General features: G+C 73.0%; 19 protein-coding genes. 8 read left to right on the top strand and 11 right to left on the bottom strand.

Going from position 1 to position 21,435, the window contains the following annotated elements; translation table 11 throughout:
* Nucleotides 1–1,035, top strand: coding sequence for a glycosyl hydrolase (locus AB0Q96_RS15445; protein ID WP_365325569.1), 1,035 nt, complete (start codon nt 1–3; stop codon nt 1,033–1,035).
* Here AB0Q96_RS15445 and AB0Q96_RS15440 read toward each other — a convergent pair.
* Together AB0Q96_RS15440 and AB0Q96_RS15435 are read right to left on the bottom strand one after the other, a co-directional pair.
* Entirely contained in the window at nt 989–1,621 is a 633-nt protein-coding gene (locus AB0Q96_RS15440) for a TetR family transcriptional regulator (RefSeq protein ID WP_365325567.1), read from the bottom strand. The two genes, AB0Q96_RS15445 and AB0Q96_RS15440, sit on opposite strands and share 47 nt — an antisense overlap.
* A gap of 18 nt (nt 1,622–1,639) precedes the next feature.
* Nucleotides 1,640–2,332 (bottom strand): hemolysin III family protein, encoded by a 693-nt coding sequence (locus tag AB0Q96_RS15435; RefSeq protein WP_365325565.1) that lies wholly within the window; start codon nt 2,330–2,332, stop codon nt 1,640–1,642.
* A gap of 211 nt (nt 2,333–2,543) precedes the next feature.
* Here AB0Q96_RS15435 and AB0Q96_RS15430 point away from each other — a divergent pair, with 211 nt between their 5' ends.
* Nucleotides 2,544–4,367, top strand: coding sequence for a phosphoenolpyruvate carboxykinase (GTP) (locus AB0Q96_RS15430; RefSeq protein WP_365325563.1), 1,824 nt, complete (start codon nt 2,544–2,546; stop codon nt 4,365–4,367).
* A gap of 150 nt (nt 4,368–4,517) precedes the next feature.
* Here AB0Q96_RS15430 and AB0Q96_RS15425 read toward each other — a convergent pair whose 3' ends face one another.
* The 6 genes from AB0Q96_RS15425 to AB0Q96_RS15400 all read right to left on the bottom strand — a co-directional run bounded on the left by AB0Q96_RS15425 (nt 4,518) and on the right by AB0Q96_RS15400 (nt 10,860).
* Nucleotides 4,518–5,108: a hypothetical protein gene (locus AB0Q96_RS15425; RefSeq protein WP_365325561.1), complete on the bottom strand. Its 591-nt coding sequence runs from the start codon at nt 5,106–5,108 to the stop codon at nt 4,518–4,520.
* Entirely contained in the window at nt 5,095–6,699 is a 1,605-nt protein-coding gene (locus tag AB0Q96_RS15420; protein ID WP_365325559.1) for a VWA domain-containing protein, read from the bottom strand. The genes AB0Q96_RS15425 and AB0Q96_RS15420 overlap by 14 nt, the downstream gene beginning before the upstream one ends.
* Nucleotides 6,696–7,886 carry a toxic anion resistance protein gene (locus AB0Q96_RS15415; RefSeq protein WP_365325557.1) on the bottom strand — a complete coding sequence of 397 codons (1,191 nt, stop codon included), beginning with the start codon at nt 7,884–7,886 and terminating at the stop codon, nt 6,696–6,698. Before AB0Q96_RS15415 ends, AB0Q96_RS15420 begins: the two co-directional genes overlap by 4 nt.
* Complete coding sequence (locus AB0Q96_RS15410) at nt 7,883–9,013, bottom strand: hypothetical protein (protein ID WP_365325555.1); 1,131 nt, start codon at nt 9,011–9,013, stop codon at nt 7,883–7,885. The genes AB0Q96_RS15415 and AB0Q96_RS15410 overlap by 4 nt, the downstream gene beginning before the upstream one ends.
* A gap of 138 nt (nt 9,014–9,151) precedes the next feature.
* The gene (locus AB0Q96_RS15405) at nt 9,152–9,544 is read right to left on the bottom strand and encodes a hypothetical protein (protein ID WP_365325553.1); all 393 of its coding nucleotides are present in this window, start codon (nt 9,542–9,544) and stop codon (nt 9,152–9,154) included.
* Between the two features lie 104 nt (nt 9,545–9,648).
* Nucleotides 9,649–10,860: a pyridoxal phosphate-dependent aminotransferase gene (locus tag AB0Q96_RS15400; RefSeq protein WP_365325551.1), complete on the bottom strand. Its 1,212-nt coding sequence runs from the start codon at nt 10,858–10,860 to the stop codon at nt 9,649–9,651.
* Nucleotides 10,861–10,980: 120 nt separating this feature from the next.
* On the opposite strand from AB0Q96_RS15400, the gene mptB reads away from it, so the two are divergent.
* Nucleotides 10,981–12,474 (top strand): polyprenol phosphomannose-dependent alpha 1,6 mannosyltransferase MptB, encoded by a 1,494-nt coding sequence (gene mptB / locus AB0Q96_RS15395; protein WP_365325549.1) that lies wholly within the window; start codon nt 10,981–10,983, stop codon nt 12,472–12,474.
* A gap of 56 nt (nt 12,475–12,530) precedes the next feature.
* On the opposite strand, the gene AB0Q96_RS15390 is transcribed toward mptB, so the two are convergent.
* Both AB0Q96_RS15390 and AB0Q96_RS15385 read right to left on the bottom strand, forming a co-directional pair.
* Entirely contained in the window at nt 12,531–14,105 is a 1,575-nt protein-coding gene (locus AB0Q96_RS15390; RefSeq protein ID WP_365325547.1) for a D-aminoacylase, read from the bottom strand.
* 16 nt (nt 14,106–14,121) lie between these two features.
* The gene (locus AB0Q96_RS15385) at nt 14,122–15,387 is read right to left on the bottom strand and encodes an alanine racemase (RefSeq protein ID WP_365325545.1); all 1,266 of its coding nucleotides are present in this window, start codon (nt 15,385–15,387) and stop codon (nt 14,122–14,124) included.
* A gap of 164 nt (nt 15,388–15,551) precedes the next feature.
* Between AB0Q96_RS15385 and AB0Q96_RS15380 the strand changes: the two genes are divergently transcribed.
* The 5 genes from AB0Q96_RS15380 (at nt 15,552) to AB0Q96_RS15360 (ending at nt 20,029) form a co-directional block, all read left to right on the top strand.
* A complete protein-coding gene (locus AB0Q96_RS15380) occupies nt 15,552–16,676 on the top strand; it encodes a sugar kinase (RefSeq protein ID WP_365325543.1) in 1,125 nt (374 codons plus the stop codon).
* Nucleotides 16,673–17,431, top strand: coding sequence for an IclR family transcriptional regulator (locus AB0Q96_RS15375; protein WP_365325541.1), 759 nt, complete (start codon nt 16,673–16,675; stop codon nt 17,429–17,431). Before AB0Q96_RS15380 ends, AB0Q96_RS15375 begins: the two co-directional genes overlap by 4 nt.
* 13 nt (nt 17,432–17,444) lie before the next feature.
* On the top strand, nt 17,445–17,855 hold the full coding sequence (locus AB0Q96_RS15370; protein ID WP_365325539.1) for a RidA family protein: 411 nt from the start codon (nt 17,445–17,447) through the stop codon (nt 17,853–17,855).
* Between the two features lie 111 nt (nt 17,856–17,966).
* Nucleotides 17,967–19,433 (top strand): gluconate:H+ symporter, encoded by a 1,467-nt coding sequence (locus AB0Q96_RS15365; RefSeq protein ID WP_365325537.1) that lies wholly within the window; start codon nt 17,967–17,969, stop codon nt 19,431–19,433.
* A gap of 47 nt (nt 19,434–19,480) precedes the next feature.
* A complete protein-coding gene (locus tag AB0Q96_RS15360; RefSeq protein WP_365325536.1) occupies nt 19,481–20,029 on the top strand; it encodes a hypothetical protein in 549 nt (182 codons plus the stop codon).
* A 51-nt stretch (nt 20,030–20,080) separates the two neighbouring features.
* On the opposite strand, the gene AB0Q96_RS15355 is transcribed toward AB0Q96_RS15360, so the two are convergent.
* Complete coding sequence (locus AB0Q96_RS15355) at nt 20,081–21,430, bottom strand: M14 family metallopeptidase (protein ID WP_365325534.1); 1,350 nt, start codon at nt 21,428–21,430, stop codon at nt 20,081–20,083.
* Nucleotides 21,431–21,435 lie beyond the last annotated feature (5 nt).

Raw genomic sequence — 21,435 nt, 5'->3', positions numbered from 1 at the left:
GTGCACCCTTCCTCCTCCTGGCCGCGAGTGGCGCTGACGCTGCTGCTCGCGGCCGCGTTCGTGTTCCTGCTGCCGTACGAGCGGCTCGCGCCGGGCGGCCGGCCGGCCGGGGAGCGGGCGGCGCCGTCCGAGCCGCCGCGACCGCTGTCCGGGGTCCCGTCCGGGTTCTTCACCGGCTCCGACGAGGCCGGGGTGCGCCGGATCGCCGGGGTGGAGCGGTGGCTCGGCGGGGCGCCGCTGGACGTCGGGCACACCTATCTGCCGGGCGACCGCTGGTCCAACATCGAGGGGCATCCCGCGCTGTTCGAGCCGTGGGCGCACTGGAAGGAGGAGCGGCCGGGGCGCCTGTTCGTGCTGAACGTGCCGCTCCTGGACCGCAGCGAGGCGGGCCTGGACGACGGGCAGGTGCGGGACGGGCTGCGGCGCGGGGCGGCCGGGGAGTTCGACGGGCACTTCCGGACGCTGGGGGAGCGGCTGGTGCGGTACCGGCTCGGGGACGCGGTGCTGGTGCTGGGCTGGGAGATGAACGGGACGACGTACAGCCATCGCTGCGGGCCCGACCCGGAGGCGTGGAAGGCGTACTGGCGGCGGGTGGTGGGGGTGCTGCGCGAGGTGCCGGGGCAGCGGTTCCGCTTCGACTTCACGCCGAGCCGGGGGCTCGACGCCATCGCCTGGCCGCGCTGCTACCCGGGCGACGCCCACGTCGACATCCTCGGCCTGGACGCGTACGACCAGCCGGCCGGGCTCTCCTTCGAGGAGCAGGTCACCGAGGAGTACGGGCTGGCGCACCACGCCGCCTTCGCGGCGGCGCACGGCAAGCCGGTCTCGTTCCCCGAGTGGGGGCTGTTCCGCAACGGCGACAACCCGGCGTACGTGCGGGGGATGCTCGACTGGTTCGCGCGGCGGCGGCCGGTGTACCAGACCTTCACCGACTACTGCCCGCACGGCGTGTGGGGCTGTGCGCGCAACCCCGCGTCGGGTGAGGTGCTCAGGGGCGCGCTGGGCCGGGCGGGCGGAGGGTCAGCCCGGCCTTGAGGATGTCGACGGTCCGGTCGAGGAGCGCGATCAGGTCGTCGCCCCGGCCGTGTTCGGCCCAGTGCAGGGTGGCCTCGCGCAGGGCGCCGAGGACGGCCGCGGTGAAGACCCGTACCTCCAGGTCGTCGGGGTCGCGGCCGGTGCGCTGGGCGACGGCCCGGGAGAGCCGGCGGGCGCTCTCGGCGGTGGTCTCGGTGAGCCGGGCGCGGATCGCGGGGACCTCCGTCAGGAGGCGGGCGCGCAGCCGGGTCTCGGCCGGTTCGTGGGTGAGGGCGGTCGTGACGGCTTCGACGACGACCGCCCGCAGCGACTCCAGCGGCTCCTCGCCGGGCGGACGGGCGAGCAGCCGGGCTTCGAGCAGCGTGTCCTGGGCCTCGGTGAGGAGGATGTCCTCCTTCACCGGGAAGTAGCGCACGACGGTGGAGGGGGAGACCTCGGCCGCCGCCGCGATCTGCTCGATGGTGGTGGCCTCGTACCCCTGCTCGGTGACGAGCCGGAGGGTGGCGCGGCGGATCGCGGCGCGGGTCCTGAGCTTCTTGCGCTCGCGCAGGCCTGGGCGCTCGGGGGTGACGGGCATGGCCGTCATTGTGCCTGGTCAGGCAGGTCAGGCGTGCTGGTACGCGACGAGCGAGATGCCCACGTAGTGGACGATGAACGCGGCGAGGGTGAGGGAGTGGAAGACCTCGTGGAAGCCGAACCAGCGGGGTGAGGGGTTGGGCCGCTTGATGCCGTAGATGACCCCGCCCGCGCTGTAGAGCAGGCCGCCGACGATCACCAGGACCAGGACGGCGATGCCGCCGGTGCGCATGAAGTCGGGCAGGAAGAAGACGGCGGCCCAGCCCATCGCGATGTAGCAGGGCGTGTACAGCCAGCGAGGGGCGCCGACCCAGAAGACCCGGAAGGCGATGCCGGCGGCGGCGGCCGCCCAGACCGCCCACATGAGCGGGCGGCCGGTGGAGTCCGGCAGGAGCAGCAGGGTCAGCGGCGTGTAGGTGCCCGCGATGATGAGGAAGATGTTGGCGTGGTCGAGGCGCCGCAGCACGGCCTCGCCGCGCGGGCCCCAGTTGCCCCGGTGGTACAGGGCGCTGATGCCGAAGAGCAGGCAGGCCGTGAGGACGTAGATCCCGCAGGCGATCCGGGCCCTCGGCGAGTCCGAGAGGGCGACCAGGACGAGGCCCGCGACGATCACCGCGGGGAACATCCCGGCGTGCAGCCAGCCCCTGAGTCGCGGCTTGAGCGGGAGCGGCAGCGGCGGGCGCTGCTCCGTGGACGTGAGGTCCGGCGTGGCTGCTGTCATGGCACCGAATGCTACCTACGCCCCCGTAGGTACCGGATACGTGTGGGGGCGTTTGAGTGGCGATGCTCACGTGTGAGGCCCTCTGGACATATGGGCGGTAGCATCGGATGATCAAATGAGTGCGGTCGGCACCGGATGAGCGCCTACGACGCATCCGGGTCGCAGCCCCCAAGGGGCATACATCTTAAAAACCCCTCAACAAGGAGCAATCGTGGCGCGCGACAACGCGGCTCCCTCCACCGTCCCCACCCAGCACAAGGAACTGATCTCGTGGGTCAACGAGATCGCCGAGATCACTCAGCCCGACCGTGTCGTCTGGTGCGACGGGTCCGAGGCGGAGTACGAGCGCCTGTGCGAGGAGCTCGTCTCCAAGGGGACCTTCAAGAAGCTGGACCCGGTCAAGCGGCCGAACTCGTACTACGCGGCCTCCGACCCGACCGACGTCGCGCGCGTCGAGGACCGGACCTTCATCTGCTCCGAGAAGGAGGAGGACGCGGGCCCGACCAACCACTGGAAGGCTCCCGCGGAGATGAAGGACATCTTCGCCGGTGAGAAGGGCATCTTCCGCGGCTCGATGAAGGGCCGGACGATGTACGTCGTCCCGTTCTGCATGGGCCCCGTCGGCTCCCCGCTCTCCGCCATCGGCGTCGAGATCACCGACTCCGCGTACGTCGCGGTCTCCATGCGCACGATGACCCGCATGGGACAGGCCGTCCTCGACGAGCTCGGCACCGACGGCTTCTTCGTGAAGGCCGTCCACACCCTCGGCGCCCCGCTCGCCGAGGGCGAGGCCGACGTTCCGTGGCCGTGCAACTCCACCAAGTACATCTCGCACTTCCCCGAGACCCGCGAGATCTGGTCCTTCGGCTCGGGCTACGGCGGCAACGCGCTGCTCGGCAAGAAGTGCTACGCGCTCCGCATCGCCTCCGTCATGGCGCGTGACGAGGGCTGGCTCGCCGAGCACATGCTCATCCTCAAGCTCACGCCGCCGCAGGGCGAGGCCAAGTACGTGGCCGCCGCCTTCCCGTCGGCCTGCGGCAAGACCAACCTCGCCATGCTGGAGCCCACGATCTCCGGCTGGACGGTCGAGACCATCGGCGACGACATCGCCTGGATGCGCTTCGGCGAGGACGGCCGCCTCTACGCGATCAACCCCGAGGCCGGCTTCTTCGGCGTCGCGCCCGGCACCGGCGAGCACACCAACGCCAACGCCATGAAGACCCTCTGGGGCAACTCGGTCTTCACCAACGTCGCGCTCACCGACGACGGCGACGTCTGGTGGGAGGGCATGACCGAGCAGGCGCCCGCGCACCTGACCGACTGGAAGGGCAACGACTGGACGCCGGAGTCCGAGACCCCGGCCGCCCACCCGAACGCCCGCTTCACCGTCCCGGCCGGCCAGTGCCCGACGATCGCCCCCGAGTGGGAGGACGTCAAGGGCGTCCCGATCTCCGCGATCCTCTTCGGTGGCCGCCGCGCCTCCGCGGTGCCGCTGGTGACCGAGTCCTTCGACTGGAACCACGGTGTCTTCCTCGGCGCCAACGTCGCCTCCGAGAAGACCGCCGCCGCCGAGGGCAAGGTCGGCGAGCTGCGCCGCGACCCCTTCGCCATGCTGCCGTTCTGCGGCTACAACATGGGCGACTACATGGCGCACTGGGTCAAGGTGGGTGCCGACAAGGACCAGGCGAAGCTGCCGAAGATCTACTACGTGAACTGGTTCCGCAAGAACGACGCGGGCAAGTTCGTGTGGCCCGGCTTCGGCGAGAACAGCCGCGTCCTCAAGTGGATCGTCGAGCGCCTGGAGGGCAAGGCCGAGGGCGTCGAGACCCCGATCGGCATCCTGCCGACCCGGGAGTCCCTCGACACCGAAGGACTGGACCTGCCCGAGGCCGACCTGGACTTCCTGCTCACCGTCGACAAGGACGTGTGGCGCGAGGAGGCCGCCCTGGTCCCCGCGCACCTGGAGACCTTCGGGGAGCACACCCCGAAGGAGCTGTGGGACGAGTACCGCGCGCTCGTCGAGCGCCTGGGCTGAGCCCGTAGCGGTACACCCGAGACTCGTGGTGGGCTGCCCCGAAACACCGCCCTGACCAGTGGGGTCACGACGGTCCACCACGACGCAACCGGCCCCCGGAGCCCCCTCACGGCTGCGGGGGCCGGCGCACGTCCCGGCCCGGGACGCCGGCTACCGGCCCCGGTCCTCCAGATAGCGCGTGTGGGTCTCCTGGCGCCGGGCCTCCGCCTCGTGCAGGGCGCCCGCGATCGCCTCCGCCTCGCCGTGCAGCGCGGCCAGCTGCCGCTCCAGGTGCCGCTCCGGCGGCTCCTTGCCCGGCACCGCCCGGGTCCACCACCGGCTCCGCACGAACGCGTCGACGGCCTCCGGCACGTCCTGGCGCACCGCCCGGCCCAGCACCCGCAGATGCCCGGGGTCGCTCACCCAGCCCGGTTCCAGCAGGGCGCCGAGCAGGGTGTCCAGCTCCGTCAGACGCCCGTGCGCGGCCGGCGGCAGCTCCACCTCGGCGAGGTACTCCCGCAGCGTCGCCAGGTCCGCCCGCAGCGCGTCCAGCTGCTCCGCCGGGTCCGGGAAGGCGGGGGCCGCCGGGCGGTCCGGCGGGGCGATCAGGGCGCCCGCCCCGTACAGGCCGGCGACGACCAGCGGCCACAGCGGGCCGGCCGCGCCGGTCAGCGTGACGCCCACCCCGGCCAGGCCGCCCACGCAGCCGGTGAGGTTCTTGCGGGACTCGGCGTACCGCAGCAGCCGCTCACTGATAGCCACGGATCTCCTCGAAGGCTCCGTCGAGCGAGCCGTGGGTCGCGTCGAAGAGACGGCCGCCGGTGAGCCCGGCGATGTGGTCGAGCGCGGACCGGTCGGAGTCGCCGAAGAGGATCGGGAAGACCGGGGTGCGCTTCTGGGCGGGGGTGAGCGTGTCCGCGTAGAAGCGGTCGAAGGCGGCGGCCGGGTCGCCGTCGGTGTTCTCGCCGTCCGTCATCAGCACGATCGAGGTGAACGCGCCGTCCGAGGCGTCGGCGCCGAGCTGCCCGTACGCCTCCTTCAGGCTGGAGTAGATCGCCGTGCCGCCGGAGGCCGACAGCCGGCCCGCGTCGGCGCGGATCGCGTCGAGCGCGCCCTTCGGGGCGGCCGGGTCGACCGTGCGGGTGGTGACCTCGGAGCGCTTCACCGACGACCCGAACGGCATCAGCGTGACCTCCTCGCGGTCCCGGAAGTCGCCGGTCAGCTCCGCGAGCGCCGACTTCAGCCGGTCGAGCCGCTCGCCCTCCATCGAGCCGGAGGTGTCCAGGACGTAGACCGTACGGGAGGGGCGGCGCAGGGTGTTGTCGTACGCGTCGAGCAGCCCGTCGGCGACCGAACGGCTGCCGGGGAAGGGCAGTTCGCGGCGCGGGTCGCTCGACAGCCGGGGCGCCGGGGCCACCCCGGGCACGACCGGGCGGCGCAGGGTGCGCTCGGTGATCAGGCGCTGGACGGCCGGGGTGCGCAGCTGTGCGGCGAGCCGGCGGGCCGCGTCCTTGGCCTCCGGGCGGGCGGCGGTCAGCGAGGTCAGCGGGTAGTCCGCGGTGACCACCCCGTCGGCGGGGCGGATCACGGTGAGGTCGCCGGGCATCGAGAGCAGCACCGACTCGTAGTTGACCAGCGCGTCGACGTCGCCCCGGCGGGCGTAGGCGGTGGCGAGCCAGCCGGAGGATCCGGAGGTCAGCTTCTGGCCGGCGAAGAACTCCTTCAGCTTCGGGGTGGCCGCCTTCACGTCCCGGTCGGTGAGCGCGGACTGCGCGCCGGACAGGCCGGAGGCCACCGAGACCAGCGCGGAGAAGCCGGAGTTGGAGCGCAGCGGGTCCGTCATGCCGTAGCTGAGCTTCTTGTCGGCGACGGCCCGGTGGATCTGCGCCCAGGTGACGTTCTTCGGGTCCCAGCCGAGCCGGGCGGCGACGCCGGGCCGTACGCCGAGCGCGACCGGGGAGGTCATGACCGGCGTCTCGCCGGTGATCCGCCGGGCGGTGTCGGGGCGCAGCCGCAGGTAGTCGTTGGACGACAGCCACACCGCGTCGAACTCCCGGTCGGCCTCGCCGGACGCGATCCGCCCGACGGCGTCGAGGGTCCCGGCGTACGTCGGCCGCACGGTGACGCCGGTCGCCTTGCGCACCTCCTCCAGTACGGGTGCCATGTCGGCGAGTTCGGAGGAGGCGAGCACCCGCAGGGTGCCGGGGCGGTACTCCCGCTGGTCCCCGTCGGGGCCGTGGTCGGGCGGGTCGGGCACGCCGCAGCCGGTGGCGAGCAGGGCGAGGGAGAGGACGCCCACGACGGCGCCGACGGCACGGGCGGCGGTGCGGGCGGCGGTGCGGGCGGCTCTCATCCGCGGCCCCCTTCGAGGATCCCGGCGCGCCCGTCCGAGGCGCGGGTGCGCTCCAAGTGGGCGCTCGCCGTGCGTAGTTCATTGGTGAGCGCGTCGACGGTCTGGGCCATCGACTCGGTCGCGCGGACCTTGTACGTGTCGATCGCGTCGAGCGTCGAGTAGATCTGCTGGAAGGCGGTGCGCACGGTGTCCAGGCCGACCGCGGGCTCGGCGGCCAGCCGCTGGATGTCGCCGGACTGGCCGGCGAGGGCGCTCGCGTTGCCCTGGATGAGCCGCTCGGTGGTGCCGCGCAGCGCGGTGACCTGCTCGGTGACCTTCTTCTGGTGCTCCAGCGCGGAGGCCAGCATCACCGCGATCCGCAGCGCCGTGACGGTCGTCGTCGACGCCCGCTCCACGCCCTTGATCAGCTCGTCGTTGTTGCGGCGCACCATGTCCATCGCGAGGTAGCCCTGGGCGCAGACGGCGAGCTGGGTCAGCAGGTCCTGGTGCTTCTGCCGGACCGGGAAGAGCACGTCGGCGCGGAGCGCGTCCGCCTGCGCCGGGTCGGTGGTCAGCGCGACCCGCTCCTCGACGGCCGCGTCGAGCGCCTCGGTGAGCACCGCGTACTCCTGGAGGCGGCCCATGGTCTCCCAGAGCCGGGCCCGCTCGGTCTGCAGGGCCGCGTTGTCGCGGCGCAGTTCGTCCTGGCCGCCGTCCAGGGCGGCCAGGATCCGGTCGAGGGTGGCCTTCGAGGAGGCGTACTTCGCGATGTGGTCGCGCACCCGGTTGCCGCCGGGCAGCTTGGACAGCAGGCTCCGGACGCCCTTGGCGGGGGTGTCGCGCGGGTCCAGGTCCTCGACGGTGCGCCGCAGCGCGACGAGCGAGTCGCCGACCCGGGCCTGCGGGTCGCCGCCGGCCGTGCCGAGCGAGCGGACGGTGCGGTCCAGCATCCGGTTGGACTGCTGGGAGGCGGTGCGCAGTTCGCCGCCGCCGAGCGCCGTGATCTCCCCGATCCGGCCGGTGAACTCGGGGGAGCGGGCGTCGAGTCCGGCGAGCGAGCCGACGTACTCGTCGGCGCGCCGGGCCATCTCGGTGCGGACCGCGTCGTCGACCGGGACGAGCGTCTTCGCCTGCTCGGCGCGGACCGGCGGAACCGGCTCGGGCGGGGTCAGGACGAGCGGGCTGTCCGGGCTCGTGGGTGTGGTCATGCGGTGTCCCCCTGGTCGCGGGCCCGCAGCGCCATCCGGTGCAGCACCTGGGAGGTGGGCACGGGCGCCTGGCGGATTCCGGTGAGCTTCTGGTCGAGATAGCCGGTGAGGCCGGCGGTGGCGGCGGTGAACTCGGCCGGGGCGCCCTGCGGGCGGAAGCCGTGGCGGACCGCCAGCCGGCGCAGCTCCGGGTCGGTGGAGAGGAGCTCGCCGAGGGTCCGGCCGCCGTCGGTGAGCGGGACGAGCGTGTGGTCGCTGCTGACGGTGGTGTCCGGGTAGAGGACGACGAGGTCGCCGGCCCAGCCGGCCGGCGGCTGGGCGATCAGCTGGGCGGCGACCTGGGACTCGTAGACGAGGACCAGCGGGTTGCCGACGCCGCTGACGAAGTCCCGGAAGGGCGCGTCGGAACTGGACTGCTGGGCGCCCTGCACCTGGATCAGCTTGCGCAGCAGCGGGGCGGTGCGGTCCACGGCGGCCTTGTCCCCGGCGACCCGGCCGCCGTCGGCGACGTAGCTGGCGGCGGCCAGGTAGAGCGCGCCGGAGTTGGAGGCCAGCGGGTCGGTGGAGGTGACGAACAGGGTGCCGCTCAGTTCGGCGTGCCCGGCGGAGCCCTTGAGCTGCTGCCAGGTCCGGTCGGCGCGGGCGGCGGCGAGGTAGGGCTCCATGCGCAGGGTGCCGGTGTGGCCGCCGGGCGCGAGCGTGGCGAGCCCGTTGCCGGCGAGCACCTGGGCGGCGGCGCCGTGCGCGACGACGACCAGCGGCGAGTAGAAGGGGCGCAGCGGGGTGCCGGTCGCCTTCGTCCTGGCCTTGATCTCGTCGGCGGGCGCCTTGGCGGACGGGAACGCGAAGTCGTAGCCCTTGAGGGGCAGTCGCTCCATGTCCCAGGACCCGGAGGTCTCCGTCCGTACGGTGAGGCCCTTGGCGGCAAGGGCCTTCACGACCTCGGGATCGGCGAAGAACTCCGCCTTCTCCGACCCGATCACTCCTCGCACGGTCTTCGTTGCCGTGCCCTTGTCGTCCCGGTCGCCGTCGGTCACGAGGACCACGGCCACGCCGCCCAGGAGCAGGACGGCGAGGACGATTCCCAGAATGCGTCTCACGCGGGCAGCGTGCTCGCGGAAACCCACATTCCAGGGGGAGTCGGGTGTACGGCGGGTGAAGCGGTGATCCCGGTAGGGAACCGGACGGGTGACGTCCGGGTCGGGTGGTGCCGGGGTGGGTGGCACCCGGTCCGCGCGGTGTCGTGGCCGCGCGGACCGGGGCCGTCAGGGGGCGCCGACCAGGGTTTCCCCGGGGAGCGCCGCGGTGTGCGCGTCCATGCGCTCGGCGGCGAGGATCGCGGCGGCCGTGTCGGCCCGGGAGGCGGCGACGACCAGGGCGCGGCCCGCGAGGGCGTGTGCCCTGCGGTGCAGCGCCTCGGCGGGGGAGCCGCTGAGGCCCGCGTGCCGCGCGGGGGGCGCGCCGCGGAGCCGGGCGACCTGCCGGGCGATCAGCTCGCCGGCCTCGCCGTCGCCGAGCTCGTCGGTGACGGCGAGCAGGGCGGCGAGGTGTCCGGCGAGCTGGATGTCCAGCTCTTCCTCGCGGGAGCGGTGCGGGTACGCGTTCCGGTCGTCGTCGGCCATCCGGTGGACCGACTTGGTGCGGATCGGTTCGTACATGGGACGGCCTCCTGGTTGCTCTGGAGGCATCCTAGCTTAGATTCAATCTAAAGTTGAGTGCTGTCCGGATCGGGGCGCTGGTGGCGCGCTCCGGAGCGGCCGGGCTAGTGCTGGCTGTAGCCGTCCAGGAAGGTGCCGATCCGGGTCACCGCGTCCGCCAGGTCCGGGGCGGCGGGCAGGGTGACGATCCGGAAGTGGTCGGGCTCGTGCCAGTTGAAGCCCGTCCCGTGCACGACCATGATCTTCTCGGCCCGCAGCAGGTCCAGGACCATCTGCCGGTCGTCCTTGATCTTGTAGACGTTCGGGTCGAGGCGCGGGAACAGGTACAGCGCGCCCTTCGGCTTCACGCAGGTCACGCCCGGGATCCGGGTCAGCAGCTCGTACGCGGTGTCCCGCTGCTCGAGCAGCCGCCCGCCCGGCAGGACCAGGTCCTCGATGGACTGGCGCCCCTGGAGCGCGGCGGCCACCGCGTGCTGGGCCGGCATGTTGGCGCACAGGCGCATGTTGGCGAGGATCGTCAGGCCCTCGATGTACGAGGTGGCGTGCCCCTTCGGGCCGCAGACCGCCAGCCAGCCGGAGCGGAAGCCCGCGACCCGGTAGTTCTTGCTCATCCCGTTGAAGGTGAGGACCAGCAGGTCGGGGGCGATCGCGGCGGTCGGGGTGTGCGTGGCGCCGTCGTAGAGGATCTTGTCGTAGATCTCGTCGGAGCAGATCACCAGCTTGTGGCGGCGGGCGATCTCGGTCAGCGAGCGGAGCATCTCGTCGTCGTAGACGGCGCCCGTCGGATTGTTCGGGTTGATGATCACGATCGCCTTGGTGCGGTCGGTGATCTTGCGCTCGATGTCGGCCAGGTCCGGCATCCAGTCCGCCTGCTCGTCGCAGCGGTAGTGCACGGCCGTACCGCCCGCGAGCGAGACCGAGGCCGTCCACAGCGGATAGTCCGGAGCCGGAACGAGGACCTCGTCGCCGTCGTCGAGCAGTGCCTGCATCGACATCTGGATCAGCTCGGAGACGCCGTTGCCGAGGTAGATGTCCTCGACGGAGAGCGGGATGCCCTTGGTCTCGTAGTGGCTCATCACCGCGCGGCGGGCGGACAGCAGGCCCTTCGCGTCGCCGTAGCCGTGGGCGTCGGCGAGGTTGCGCAGCACGTCCTCGAGGATGGCCGGCGGGCACTCGAAGCCGAAGGCGGCCGGGTTGCCGGTGTTGAGCTTGAGGATGCGGTGACCCGCGGCCTCGAGTCGCATCGCCTCTTCGAGCACCGGACCCCGGATCTCGTAACAGACGTTGGACAGCTTCGTGGACTGGATCACCTGCATGACGAGAGCTTACGGCGGGGCCGGTCGGCGCGCTCCGTGTTCTGTGCCACGTCGGGCGTTCGGGCGACGGAGCGGGCGCCCGTTCGGGCGAGGCGCGGCGCGCGGGTAGGTTGGTCCGTCATGTGGGTTTTCAGCACCGCCGGATGCCGGTGGCTCGGCGCGGCCGGATCGCTCGCCGTCACGCTCGGCGGATGGGCGGCCGGCACCCTGCCGGTACGCGGCGGCTGGGGCCTGTGGGAGCCGCGCGGCTCCACGCCCACCGTGGCCGGCGCGATCCTCGCGTACCTCGGACTGACCCTGCTGGTCGCGGCCTGGTGGCAGTACGGGCGGCTGCTGCGGGCCGGCGCCGACGGGCGCGTCGGCGTCACCCTCGGCTGGTGGGCGGCGCCCCTGCTGCTCGCGCCGCCGCTGTACAGCGCCGACGTGTACAGCTACATCGCCCAGGGCGCGATGGTCCTCGAAGGACACGACGTGTACGGGGCGGGGCCCTCCGTCCTCGCCCCCGGCGAGCTCGGCCACGACGCCGCGGCCAGCGTCGGCGGGCACTGGACCGACACCCCCGCGCCCTACGGACCCGTCTTCCTCGTCCTCGCCCAGGCCGTCGTGAAACTCACCGGCGGGTCGGTCGTCCCCGCCGTCCTCGGCATGCGGCTCGTCGCCCTCGGCGCGCTCGCCCTGATCGTCTGGGCCGTACGGGGCCTCTCCGACGGGCGCCCCGGGGCGCTCTGGCTCGCCGCGCTCAACCCGCTGCTCCTCGTCCACGTCGTCGGCGGCCTGCACAACGACGGGCTCATGATCGGCCTCATGCTCGGCGGCGTGCTGCTCGCCGTGCGGGGGCGGTGGGTGGCCGGCAGCGTGCTCGTCGGCCTCGCGGTCATGGTCAAGTCGCCGGCCGCGGTGGCGCTGCTGTTCGTGGGGATCATCGTCGCGCGCCGGTGCGGCGGGGGCGTGCGCGGGGCCCTGAAGGGGCTGCTGCCCGGGGTGGTCGCCGCGGGGGTCGCGGCGCTCGCGACCGTGGCGGCCGGGACGGGCTTCGGCTGGCTCCGCACCCAGAGCGTGGCCGGCACCATCCACACGGCGCTCTCCGTCACCAGCGACCTCGGCCTCGGCCTGGGCCTGCTCGTCGCGGACGACCCGGAACCGGTGAAGGCGGTCGTCCAGCAGGCCGGGCTGGTGGTGGCGGTGGGGATCATCGCGGTGCTGGGGTGGCGCGCGTGGAAGGGACGGCTCGATCCGACGCTGGGCCTGGGGATGTCCCTGGTGGCGCTGGTGGTGCTGTCGCCGATGGTGCAGCCGTGGTACCTGCTGTGGGGGATGTGCGGGATCGCGGCGGCGGGGGCCTGGGACGGGGTGTGGGGGCGGTGCCTCGCGGTGGCCTCGGCGGGCCTGGTCTACGAGACGGCGCCGTCCGGGCACACGCCGGCGTACGGGTTCGCGCTGATGGCGGTGGCGGCGGTCGCGGCCGCCGTGCTCCTCCGCCGGGACACCCTCCCCCGGACGGAGCCCGGGGGAGGGCGGGCCCACGGGACGGCGCCCGCGCAGGCGCCCGCGCCCCCCGTTCCCGCACCGCGCCGGAGCCGCGCCGGAGGGCGACGGACGGGCACGGGAGCCTAGGCCGTCTCTTCCGGATCCTGCCGGGCTCGGCAAGGCGCGCGGGGGGCGTAGCCGTGTCAGCGGCTTCGTACGGATCGGCCCGCCAGGGTGTCCGTCCGCTTGCCGTCCTCGATGACGAAGCGGCCGTCGATCAGGACGTGCGGGATGCCCGTCGGGAGGGTGCGGGGGGCGTCGTACGTGGCGCCCGAGGCGATCGTGGCGGGGTCGAAGAGGGTCAGGTCGGCGCGGTAGCCCTCGCGGACCAGGCCGCGGTCGGGGAGGCGGAGGCGCGCGGCGGGGCGGGAGGTGAGGTGGGCGACGCACTCCTCCAGGGAGAGGACGGACTCCTCGCGCACGTACCGGCCCAGGTACTCCGGGAAGGTGCCGTACGCCCGGGGGTGGGGCTTGGAGCCCTGGAGGATGCCGTCGGAGCCGCCCGTGTGCACCCGGTGGCGCATGATCGCGCGGACGTTCTCCTCGTGCCCCACGTGCTGGAGGATCGTCGTGCCCAGCCGGTCGTCCAGGAGGAGGCGGCGGGCGGTGGGCCAGTCGGGGACGCGGGTGCCAATGTGAGGAGCGAGGACGGGGTTCGTCACGCCCGAGATCTCGATCGTGTGCCAGTCGACGGGGACGCCGTGGCAGCCGTCCGAGCCGATCTCCTCCAGATGGTGCCGGATCCGTTCGGCCGTGGTGTCGTCGGCGAGCCGGGCGAGCAGCGCCTCGGGGCCGCCCTCGTGGGCCCAGCTGGGGAGCACGGCCGCCAGGGTCGTGCAGCCGGGCGTGTACGGGTACGTGTCGAGGGAGATGTCCGCGCCGGCGGCCAGCGCCTCGTCGAGCAGGGCGAGGAGCTCCGGCGCCCGCCCCTCGTTGACGCCGAAGTTCATCGTGGCGTGGGCCAGGTGCAGGGCGCAGCCCGCGTCCCGGGTGAGCCGGACCATCTCCCCGTACGCCTCCAGGGCGCCCGCCCCGTAGGAGCGGTGGTGCGGGCAGTAGTAGCCGTCGTACCCGGCGACGACCCGGCACAGCTCGGTGAGCTCGGCGTCGGGCGCGTACATCCCCGGCGTGTAGGTGAGGCCCGAGGACATGCCCACCGCGCCCTGCTCCATGCCCTCGGCGACCAGCTGCCGCATGCGGTTCAGCTCGGCCTCCGTGGCGGGGCGGTCGTCCCAGCCGACCGCGTACATCCGGACGGTGCCCTGCGGGATCAGGTAGGCCGCGTTGACGGCGACGCCCCGGTCGAGGCGGTCCAGGTACTCGCCCACCGTGCGCCAGTCGAAGTCGATGTCCGAGCCGTCGCCGTTCCAGCCGGTGATGGCCCGGCGCACCTCGGCGAGGGTGCGGTCGTCGACCGGGGCGTACGACAGGCCGTCCTGGCCCAGGACCTCCAGGGTCACGCCCTGCGCGGCCTTCGCGCTGTGGTCCGGGTCCCGCAGCAGGGCCAGGTCGCTGTGGGCGTGCATGTCGATGAAGCCGGGCGACAGGACGAGGCCCTCGGCGTCCATGACGCGCCGGGCGGTGGGGCGCTGGCAGCCGGCCGCCGCGCCCTCCTTGACGATCGCGGCGATCCGGCCGTCGGAGAGGGCGACGTCGGCGCGGTAGGACGACGCGCCGCTGCCGTCGACGACCTCGGCGTCACGCAGGACGAGATCCATGGCGGGCTCCCCGGTCCTAGAAGAAGGTGCGGATGTAGTCGACGACCGTGCCGTCCGCCTCCACGAGCGGGATCAGCTGCCACTTGTCGAAGATCGTGCACGGGTGGGACAGGCCCATCCCGACCCAGTCGCCGACCTCCACGTCCGCCCCCGGCCCGGTGTCCAGCCAGGCGTGCTGGTCGGACAGGGCGGTGACGGTGATGCCCTCGGCCGGGCGGATCTCGCCGGTGCGCCCGTCGCGCACGGCCTGCGCCTCGGGCAGGTGCAGGTCGTACGCGGCGTCGCGCTTGCCCGCGTTGGTGAAGGCCTGCGTGGGGGTGGGGCGGGAGACGACCTGGGACCAGAGCCGGAACGCGGGCTGGAGCGCGCCCTCCTCGGGGACCCGGTTGAAGGGCGTCCGCGCGCGGTACTGGCCGTCGTCGTGGGAGACGTACGCGCCGGAGCGCAGCAGCTTCAGGACGGGGCGGGAGAGGTCCGGGATGCCCTCGAAGACCTCGGCGACCGCGTCGAACCACTCGCTGCCGCCCGCGCTGACGACGATCTCCGGCAGCTCGGGCGCGAACCGGCCCGCCTTGTCGAAGGCCGCCGCGAGTGCCACCAGCCGGTGCAGCCAGGCGCGGACCAGGCCGGCGTCGGCCTGCGGCATCGTGGCCTCGTACCCCGCCACGCCCACCAGGCGCAGCCGGTCCGTGGCGGCGACCGCGTCGGCGACGGCCTCGCACTCGGCCTCGGTCCGCGCGCCCGTGCGCCCCGCCTCGGCCGCGCCCAGCTCGACCACGACGTCGACGGCCCGCCGGGCGCCCGCCGCGCGCAGGGCCTCGTCCATCAGCTCGACGCCGCGGACGGAGTCGACGTAGCAGACGAAGCGGAAGTCCGGGTCGGCGTCGAGCTCGGCGGCCAGCCAGCGCAGGGCGGCGGCGTCGACGAGCTCGTTGGCGAGGAAGATCGCGGGCACGCCGTGGGCGCGGTAGACGCGGGCCTGGTGGGGGACGGCGGCCGTGATGCCCCAGGCGCCGTGCGCGAGCTGGCGGTCGAAGAGCTGCGGGGCCATCGAGGTCTTGCCGTGCGGCGCGAAGGCGAGGCCGTGGCGCTCCGCGTACTCCTCCAGGAGGCGCAGGTTGTGCTCGACGGACTCGGCGGAGAGGGCGAGGACGGGGGTGGTGAAGCCGCCGGTGAAGAGGTTGCGGCGCTCGGCGGCCAGCTCCCGGACGGTCAGTCCGTGGGCGTCCGGCGGCAGGGCCTTGAAGCGGTGGTCGACGACCTCGTTCGCCAGGTCCGGCATGGTTCCTCCTCCTTGAGGGTTCCTGCGCAGGATGCGGGCCGGTTGCATCATATGCAACGCCCGTTGCGCATATCGCTTAAGGCTGTCTAACATCCGGGCCAACGCCAGGTCAATGGACCAGGCCCCGAACCGCCCCCGCCGCACCAGCCTGAAGGAGCCCGAAGGTGACCGGAACCCCGCCCCCCGTGGACGATGCGCCGGACGTCGTCTGCCTCGGCGAGTCCATGGTCACCTTCCTGCCCGACCGGACCGGGCGCCTCGCCGACGTGCCCTCCTTCACCCGCGCCATCGGCGGCGCCGAATCCAACGTCGCCTGCGCTCTCGCCGCCGCCGGACACCGCGCGAAATGGGTCGGACGGGTCGGACGGGACGGCTTCGGCGACCACCTGGTCGAGGCGATCGGCGCGCACGGCGTCGACGTCTCCGGCGTGCGCCGCGACCCGCGCCGCCCGACCGGCGTCTACTTCCGCACCGCCACCGACCGGGCGAGCGACGCGCACGAGGTCGTCTACTACCGGGCCGGGTCCGCCGCCTCCGCGATGTCGCCGGACACCGTCCCGTACGCCGACGTCGCCGACGGACGGATCCTCCACCTCTCCGGCATCACCGCCGCGCTGTCCGAGCCCTGCCTGGCCCTCGTGCGCGAACTGACCGCGCCCCGCCCCGGGCGCCCGCTGGTCTCCTTCGACGTCAACTTCCGGCCCGGCCTGTGGGCCGACCCGGCCGCCGGCGGCCGGGTGCTGCTGGAACTGTCCCGGCGGGCCGACCTCGTCTTCGTCGGCGAGGACGAGGCCGAGGCGGCGTGGGGGGTGGGCGAGCCGGAAGCGATCCGGGCGCTGCTCCCGGAGCCCGCCGCGCTCGTGGTGAAGCGGGGCGGGGAGGGCGCGGTCCTGTTCGAGCGCCGCGCCGGCTCCTCCCCCACCCCGCGCCTTCCCGAACCGGGGACTCCGCCCCCGGACCCCCGCGCCTCGAACGCCGGCGGGGCCGGCCCCGGCGACCACGTCGTGCACGTCCCCGCCCCCCGCGTCGACATCGTCGCGCCCGTCGGAGCCGGGGACGCCTTCGCCGCCGGGTTCCTCTCCGGGGTCCTGCGCGACCTCGGGCCGGCCGCCCGCCTGCGGCACGGGCACCTGACGGCCGCCGCCGCGCTGACCGTGCCCGGCGACCTCGCCGTGCCGCCCCGGCGCGCCCGTGCCGACCGCCTCGCCGGACTCGACGACGCGGCCTGGGGGAGACTGCACCTCGGCCCCGGGTGGACGGGGGACGACCAGGAGGTACGCACACCATGAGCCAGACCGTCGACCGCGCGCTCAGCATCCTGCCGTTGCTCGCGCAGGGGCCCGCCGACCTCGGACAGGTCGCCGACCGGCTCGGCGTGCACAAGTCCACCGCGCTGCGCCTGCTGCGCACCCTCCACGAGCACGGCCTCGTCCACCGGCAGCAGGACCAGCGCTACCGGCTCGGCGCCCGGCTCTTCGCCCTCGCCCAGGAAGCCATCGAGAACCTCGACATCCGCGAGATCGCCCACCCCCACCTCGCCGCCCTCAACGAGCGGATCGGGCACACCGTCCACCTCGCCGTCCGCGAGGAGGGCGAGGTGCTCTACATCGACAAGGTCGAGAGCCGCTACCCGGTGCGCATGTACTCGCGGATCGGCAAGCCGGTCGCCCTCACCGTCGCCGCCGTCGCCAAACTGCTCCTCGCCGACCTGTCCGAGCCCGAGCGGCGCGCCCTCGCCGCCAAGCTGGACTACCCCCTGTACACGCCCCGTTCGACGCCCAACGCAGCCGCCTTCCTCAAGGAGCTGGCGACCGTACGCGAACAGGGCTGGGCCACCGACCTCGGTGGCCACGAGGAGTCGATCAACTGCGTCGCCGCGCCCATCCGCGGCGCCGACGGACGCGTCGTCGCCGCCATGTCGGTCTCCGCGCCGAACGTGGTGGTCACCGCGGAGGAACTCCTCACCCTCCTCCCGCTGGTGCGCCGCACCGCCGAGGACATCAGCCGCGACTACTCCGGAACCGCCCCCAGGAAAGACAGTTAGGAACAGGAACCGCATGACCGAGAAGATCGCCCTCGTCCCCGCCACCCACACCGCCCCGCCCGCCAAGTTCTCCCACGGCGTCAAGAAGGGCAACATCCTCCAGGTCGCCGGCCAGGTCGGCTTCCTGCCCGCCGTCGAGGGGCAGCCCCCGACGCCGGCCGGCCCGACCCTGCGCGAGCAGACCCTCCAGACCTTCGCCAACGTCAAGGCGATCCTGGAGGAGGGCGGCGCCACCTGGGACGACGTGATGATGATGCGCGTCTACCTCACGGACGTCGACCACTTCGCCGAGATGAACGCGATCTACAACGCGTACTTCGAGGAGCAGGGCCTCAAGGCCCCCGCCTCGGCCCGCACCACGGTCTACGTCGGCCTGCCCAAGGGCCTGCTCATCGAGATCGACGCGCTGGCGGTCCTGAGCTGATCCCGCCACCCCACCGCCCGTTCCCCGGCACGGCGTTCACCCCCGGAACGCCGTGCCGCGCTCCACCCTGCCCGGAATCGAGACACGCACCCCAGAACCGAGGTCCCCCGAATGAGCCTCACCCTCCTCGCCGCCGAAGCACCCCCCGCCCCTCCCCACACCGGCGGCCTGCTGCTCCTGATACCCGGCACGGCGGGACTGCTCGCCGTCGCCGCGCTCGGCATCGCCCTGCTGCTCGTCCTCATCATCAAGGTGCGGCTCCAGCCCTTCGTCGCGCTGCTCGCCGTCTCCCTCGCCGTCGGCCTCGCGGCCGGCCTGTCGGTCACCGAACTCTTCGGCACCGTCCAGAAGTCCGCCGCCACCTCCGTCATCGAGAACGGCATGGGCGGCATCCTCGGCCACGTCGCCATCATCATCGGCCTCGGCACCATGCTCGGCGCGATCCTCGAAGTCTCCGGCGGCGCCGAGGTGCTGAGCGGGCGTCTGCTCGCCCTCTTCGGCGAGAAGCGCGCCCCGCTCGCGATGGGCCTCACCGGCCTCATCTTCGGCATCCCGGTCTTCTTCGACGTCGGCATCTTCGTCCTCGCGCCGATCGTCTACGCCGCCGCCAAGCAGTCCGGAAAATCGATCCTGCTGTACTGCATGCCGCTGCTCGCCGGCCTGTCCATGACCCACGCCTTCCTGCCGCCGCACCCCGGCCCGGTCGCCGCCGCCGGACTGCTGCACGTCTCGCTCGGCTGGGTCATCCTCATGGGCGTCGTCGTCGGCGTCCCCGCCGTCCTCGCCGCCTGGGCGTACGCCGCCTGGATCGGCCGCCGGGTCTTCGTCGAGGTCCCGCAGGACATGGTGGACGCCGCCGAGGAGGCCCGGCGGCAGGTGGCCGGCACACGCGCGGACGGCGCCGAGGCACCCGTACCGCTGGCCACCGTCCTGTTCATCATCGGTACGCCGCTGGTGCTCATCCTCGCCGCGACCTTCTCCTCGATCGCGCTCGACCCCTCCACCCTCCGCTCGGTGATCGAGTTCTTCGGCAACCCGTTCGCCGCCCTGACGATCGCCCTGCTCCTCGCGTACTACCTGCTCGGCATCCGGCGCGGCTGGAGCCGCACGTCCCTGGAGCAGGTGTCCACGTCCTCCCTCAAGCCGGTCGGCAACATCCTGCTCGTGGTCGGCGCGGGCGGCGTCTTCGGCGCCGTCCTCAAGGCCAGCGGGGTCGCCCAGGCCCTCTCCGACACCTTCGACGGCTTCGGCCTGCCGGTGATCGTGCTGGCCTATCTGATCTCCCTGGTGCTGCGCGTCGCCCAGGGCTCGGCCACCGTCGCCATCGTCACCACGGCCGGCATCGTGCTCCCGCTGGTCGAGGGCGGCGGGCACTCCCAGGCCTTCCTCGCCCTGGTCATCATGGCGATCTCGGCCGGCTCGATCTTCGCCTCGCACGTCAACGACGGGGGCTTCTGGATGGTCTCCAAGTACTTCGGCATCTCGGAACGGGACACCCTGAAGTCCTGGACGGTGCTGGAATCGGTGCTGTCCCTGGCCGGGTTCGCGGTGGCCGCGGCGCTGAGCCTGGCCGTGTAGCCGGGGTCGCCCGCCCCGCTCACAGCAACATCGTCCATACTTCCCGCGTGGAGAAGAGCACAGGACCCAGCAGCATTCCGCCCCTCCAAGGCGCCGCGGCCGATCCGGCGTTCGTCCCCGGCATCACGGGGCCACGCCCGGACGACGACGAGGCGGTGGTGACGGGAACGGCGGTGGACGTCGAGGCCGATGACGCCGACGACGCCGACGACGCCGAAGACACCGACGACGCCGAAGACACCGACGACGCCGTAGTCGAGGACGCCGTGCCGGAGAAGGGCGAGGCGGCCGACGAGGCCGACGGCGTCTCCGACGGGCCGGTCTTCGAGGCCGCCGACCGGCGGGCCCGGATCGTCGCCGACGGCGACGGCGTGCGGCTGAGCCTCGACGAGGAGAGCTGCGACTTCCGCTGGGACGAGATCGGCGCGGTCGAGACCGCGTCGGGGCGCTTCGGCAAGCGGTTCACCGTCACCGTGCACACCCCTGACCGGCGCTGGTACCCGATCGAGATCGACGCACCGGCCAGGGGGCACATCACGGAGTGGGAGTCCCAGCTCGACGCCGTGCTGGACGCCTACTTCGACGAGAACGCGTAGCCGTACGGCTCACGTCGTGCGGCTCACGTCGTGCGGCTCACTTCGTGCAGCTCACGTCGTGCAGTACTGCGCGGCCTTGCCGATCGAGCGGTACATGCAGTCGCTGTTCTCCAGGAGCTGCAGGACGGCGTCCCGGTTGCGGCTGGTCTCCCGCTCGATCACCTCGTCGGGCGGGTAGAAGCCGCCGCTCCAGGAGTCGGTCGGGTACATCTCGAAGGTGTAGCTGAAGATCTTGTGCGCGCCCCAGAGGTAGTCGTCGATCGACCCGTCGGTGATGTACAGGTCGCTGGACTGCTCGGGGGTGTAGCCGTTGCTCGTGGCCATCTTCTTGCCGACCGTGGCGAAGGCGTCGCGGTCGTCCTGGGTCATGCCCGGGGCGGTGTCCGCGTTGGTCCAGCCGAACGGCCACAGGACCAGTTCGCTGTAGGTGTGGAAGTCGATGCCGGTCCTGATCTGCTGCTTGCCGCCGACGACCCGGGAGCGGACGAAGTCGGCGACGACCTTCACCTCGGGCGCGGACTCGGGCGCCGTGCCGCGGTAGGTCTCGGAGCTCTTGGAGCCGGAGGAGCCGCCGCAGCAGCCCCACTTGTAGTCCCAGTTGCGGTTGAGGTCCGTACCGACGTACGAGGAGCCGGAGTTGGGCTGGCGGTTCTTGCGCCAGCTGCGGTAGGAGCCGGTGGCGATGTCGTACTCGCCGCCGTCCGGGTTGAGGTCGGGGACGATCCAGATCTCGCGGTCGTTCACCATGCTGGTGATCCGGGGGTCGGTGCCGTACCCGGCGCCCAGCTCCCGCAGCAGGTAGAGCGCCATCTCGACGGTCAGGTGCTCGCGGGCGTGCTGGTGGTGCGTGAAGAGGACCTCGGGCTCGTTCTCGTCGGTGGCGACGTTGTCGCTGACCTTGATGGCGATGATGTCGCGGCCGCCGTACGTCTTGCCGATCACCCGCTTGTTCATGATGGCCGGGTAGGCGGCGAGCCGCTGGTCGATCTCGGCGTTCATCTCCGCGTAGTTGTGGTACTTCGCGTCGGCGGAGGGGAAGTCGAGCGGGCCCAGGGCGCTGGTGGCGGACGCGCCCCGGTCGGGCGGGGCGGGCAGGGCGACGGCGCGGTAGCCGAGGCTCTTGAGGTGGGCCGCCTGCCGGGCGTCGGCGCTGACCACGACATGGCCGGCGTCGACCTCGTCGATGGAGACGCCGGTGGCGGTGAGGGCGGAGCGTTCGGCGGCGGTGGCGGGTCCGGCGATCTCGTACTGCCGGATCACCTCGTCCCCGGCGCGGGTGGCGGCGGTCGGTGCCGGGTCGGCCCCGGCAGGTGTCGCGAGGGCGGAGATCGGCGCCGCGAGGGCGAGCGCCAGGAGGCCCGCGAGTGCGGCGGACCTTCCTCCGCGGATACGAAGTCGCATGCTGT

This window comes from Streptomyces sp. NPDC093111 (genome assembly GCF_040683955.1).
Taxonomy (GTDB): domain Bacteria; phylum Actinomycetota; class Actinomycetes; order Streptomycetales; family Streptomycetaceae; genus Streptomyces.
This window is presented reverse-complemented; position numbering and strand designations above follow the sequence as displayed.

Coding starts and splice junctions, on each gene's coding strand:
- AB0Q96_RS15440 (WP_365325567.1), bottom strand. CDS start 1,621: ATGACGGCCATGCCCGTCACCCCCGAGCGCCCAGGCCTGCGCGAGCGC.
- AB0Q96_RS15435 (WP_365325565.1), bottom strand. CDS start 2,332: ATGACAGCAGCCACGCCGGACCTCACGTCCACGGAGCAGCGCCCGCCG.
- AB0Q96_RS15420 (WP_365325559.1), bottom strand. CDS start 6,699: ATGAGAGCCGCCCGCACCGCCGCCCGCACCGCCGCCCGTGCCGTCGGC.
- AB0Q96_RS15415 (WP_365325557.1), bottom strand. CDS start 7,886: ATGACCACACCCACGAGCCCGGACAGCCCGCTCGTCCTGACCCCGCCC.
- AB0Q96_RS15405 (WP_365325553.1), bottom strand. CDS start 9,544: ATGTACGAACCGATCCGCACCAAGTCGGTCCACCGGATGGCCGACGAC.
- AB0Q96_RS15400 (WP_365325551.1), bottom strand. CDS start 10,860: ATGCAGGTGATCCAGTCCACGAAGCTGTCCAACGTCTGTTACGAGATC.
- mptB (WP_365325549.1), top strand. CDS start 10,981: ATGTGGGTTTTCAGCACCGCCGGATGCCGGTGGCTCGGCGCGGCCGGA.
- AB0Q96_RS15390 (WP_365325547.1), bottom strand. CDS start 14,105: ATGGATCTCGTCCTGCGTGACGCCGAGGTCGTCGACGGCAGCGGCGCG.
- AB0Q96_RS15385 (WP_365325545.1), bottom strand. CDS start 15,387: ATGCCGGACCTGGCGAACGAGGTCGTCGACCACCGCTTCAAGGCCCTG.
- AB0Q96_RS15375 (WP_365325541.1), top strand. CDS start 16,673: ATGAGCCAGACCGTCGACCGCGCGCTCAGCATCCTGCCGTTGCTCGCG.
- AB0Q96_RS15370 (WP_365325539.1), top strand. CDS start 17,445: ATGACCGAGAAGATCGCCCTCGTCCCCGCCACCCACACCGCCCCGCCC.
- AB0Q96_RS15365 (WP_365325537.1), top strand. CDS start 17,967: ATGAGCCTCACCCTCCTCGCCGCCGAAGCACCCCCCGCCCCTCCCCAC.
- AB0Q96_RS15355 (WP_365325534.1), bottom strand. CDS start 21,430: ATGCGACTTCGTATCCGCGGAGGAAGGTCCGCCGCACTCGCGGGCCTC.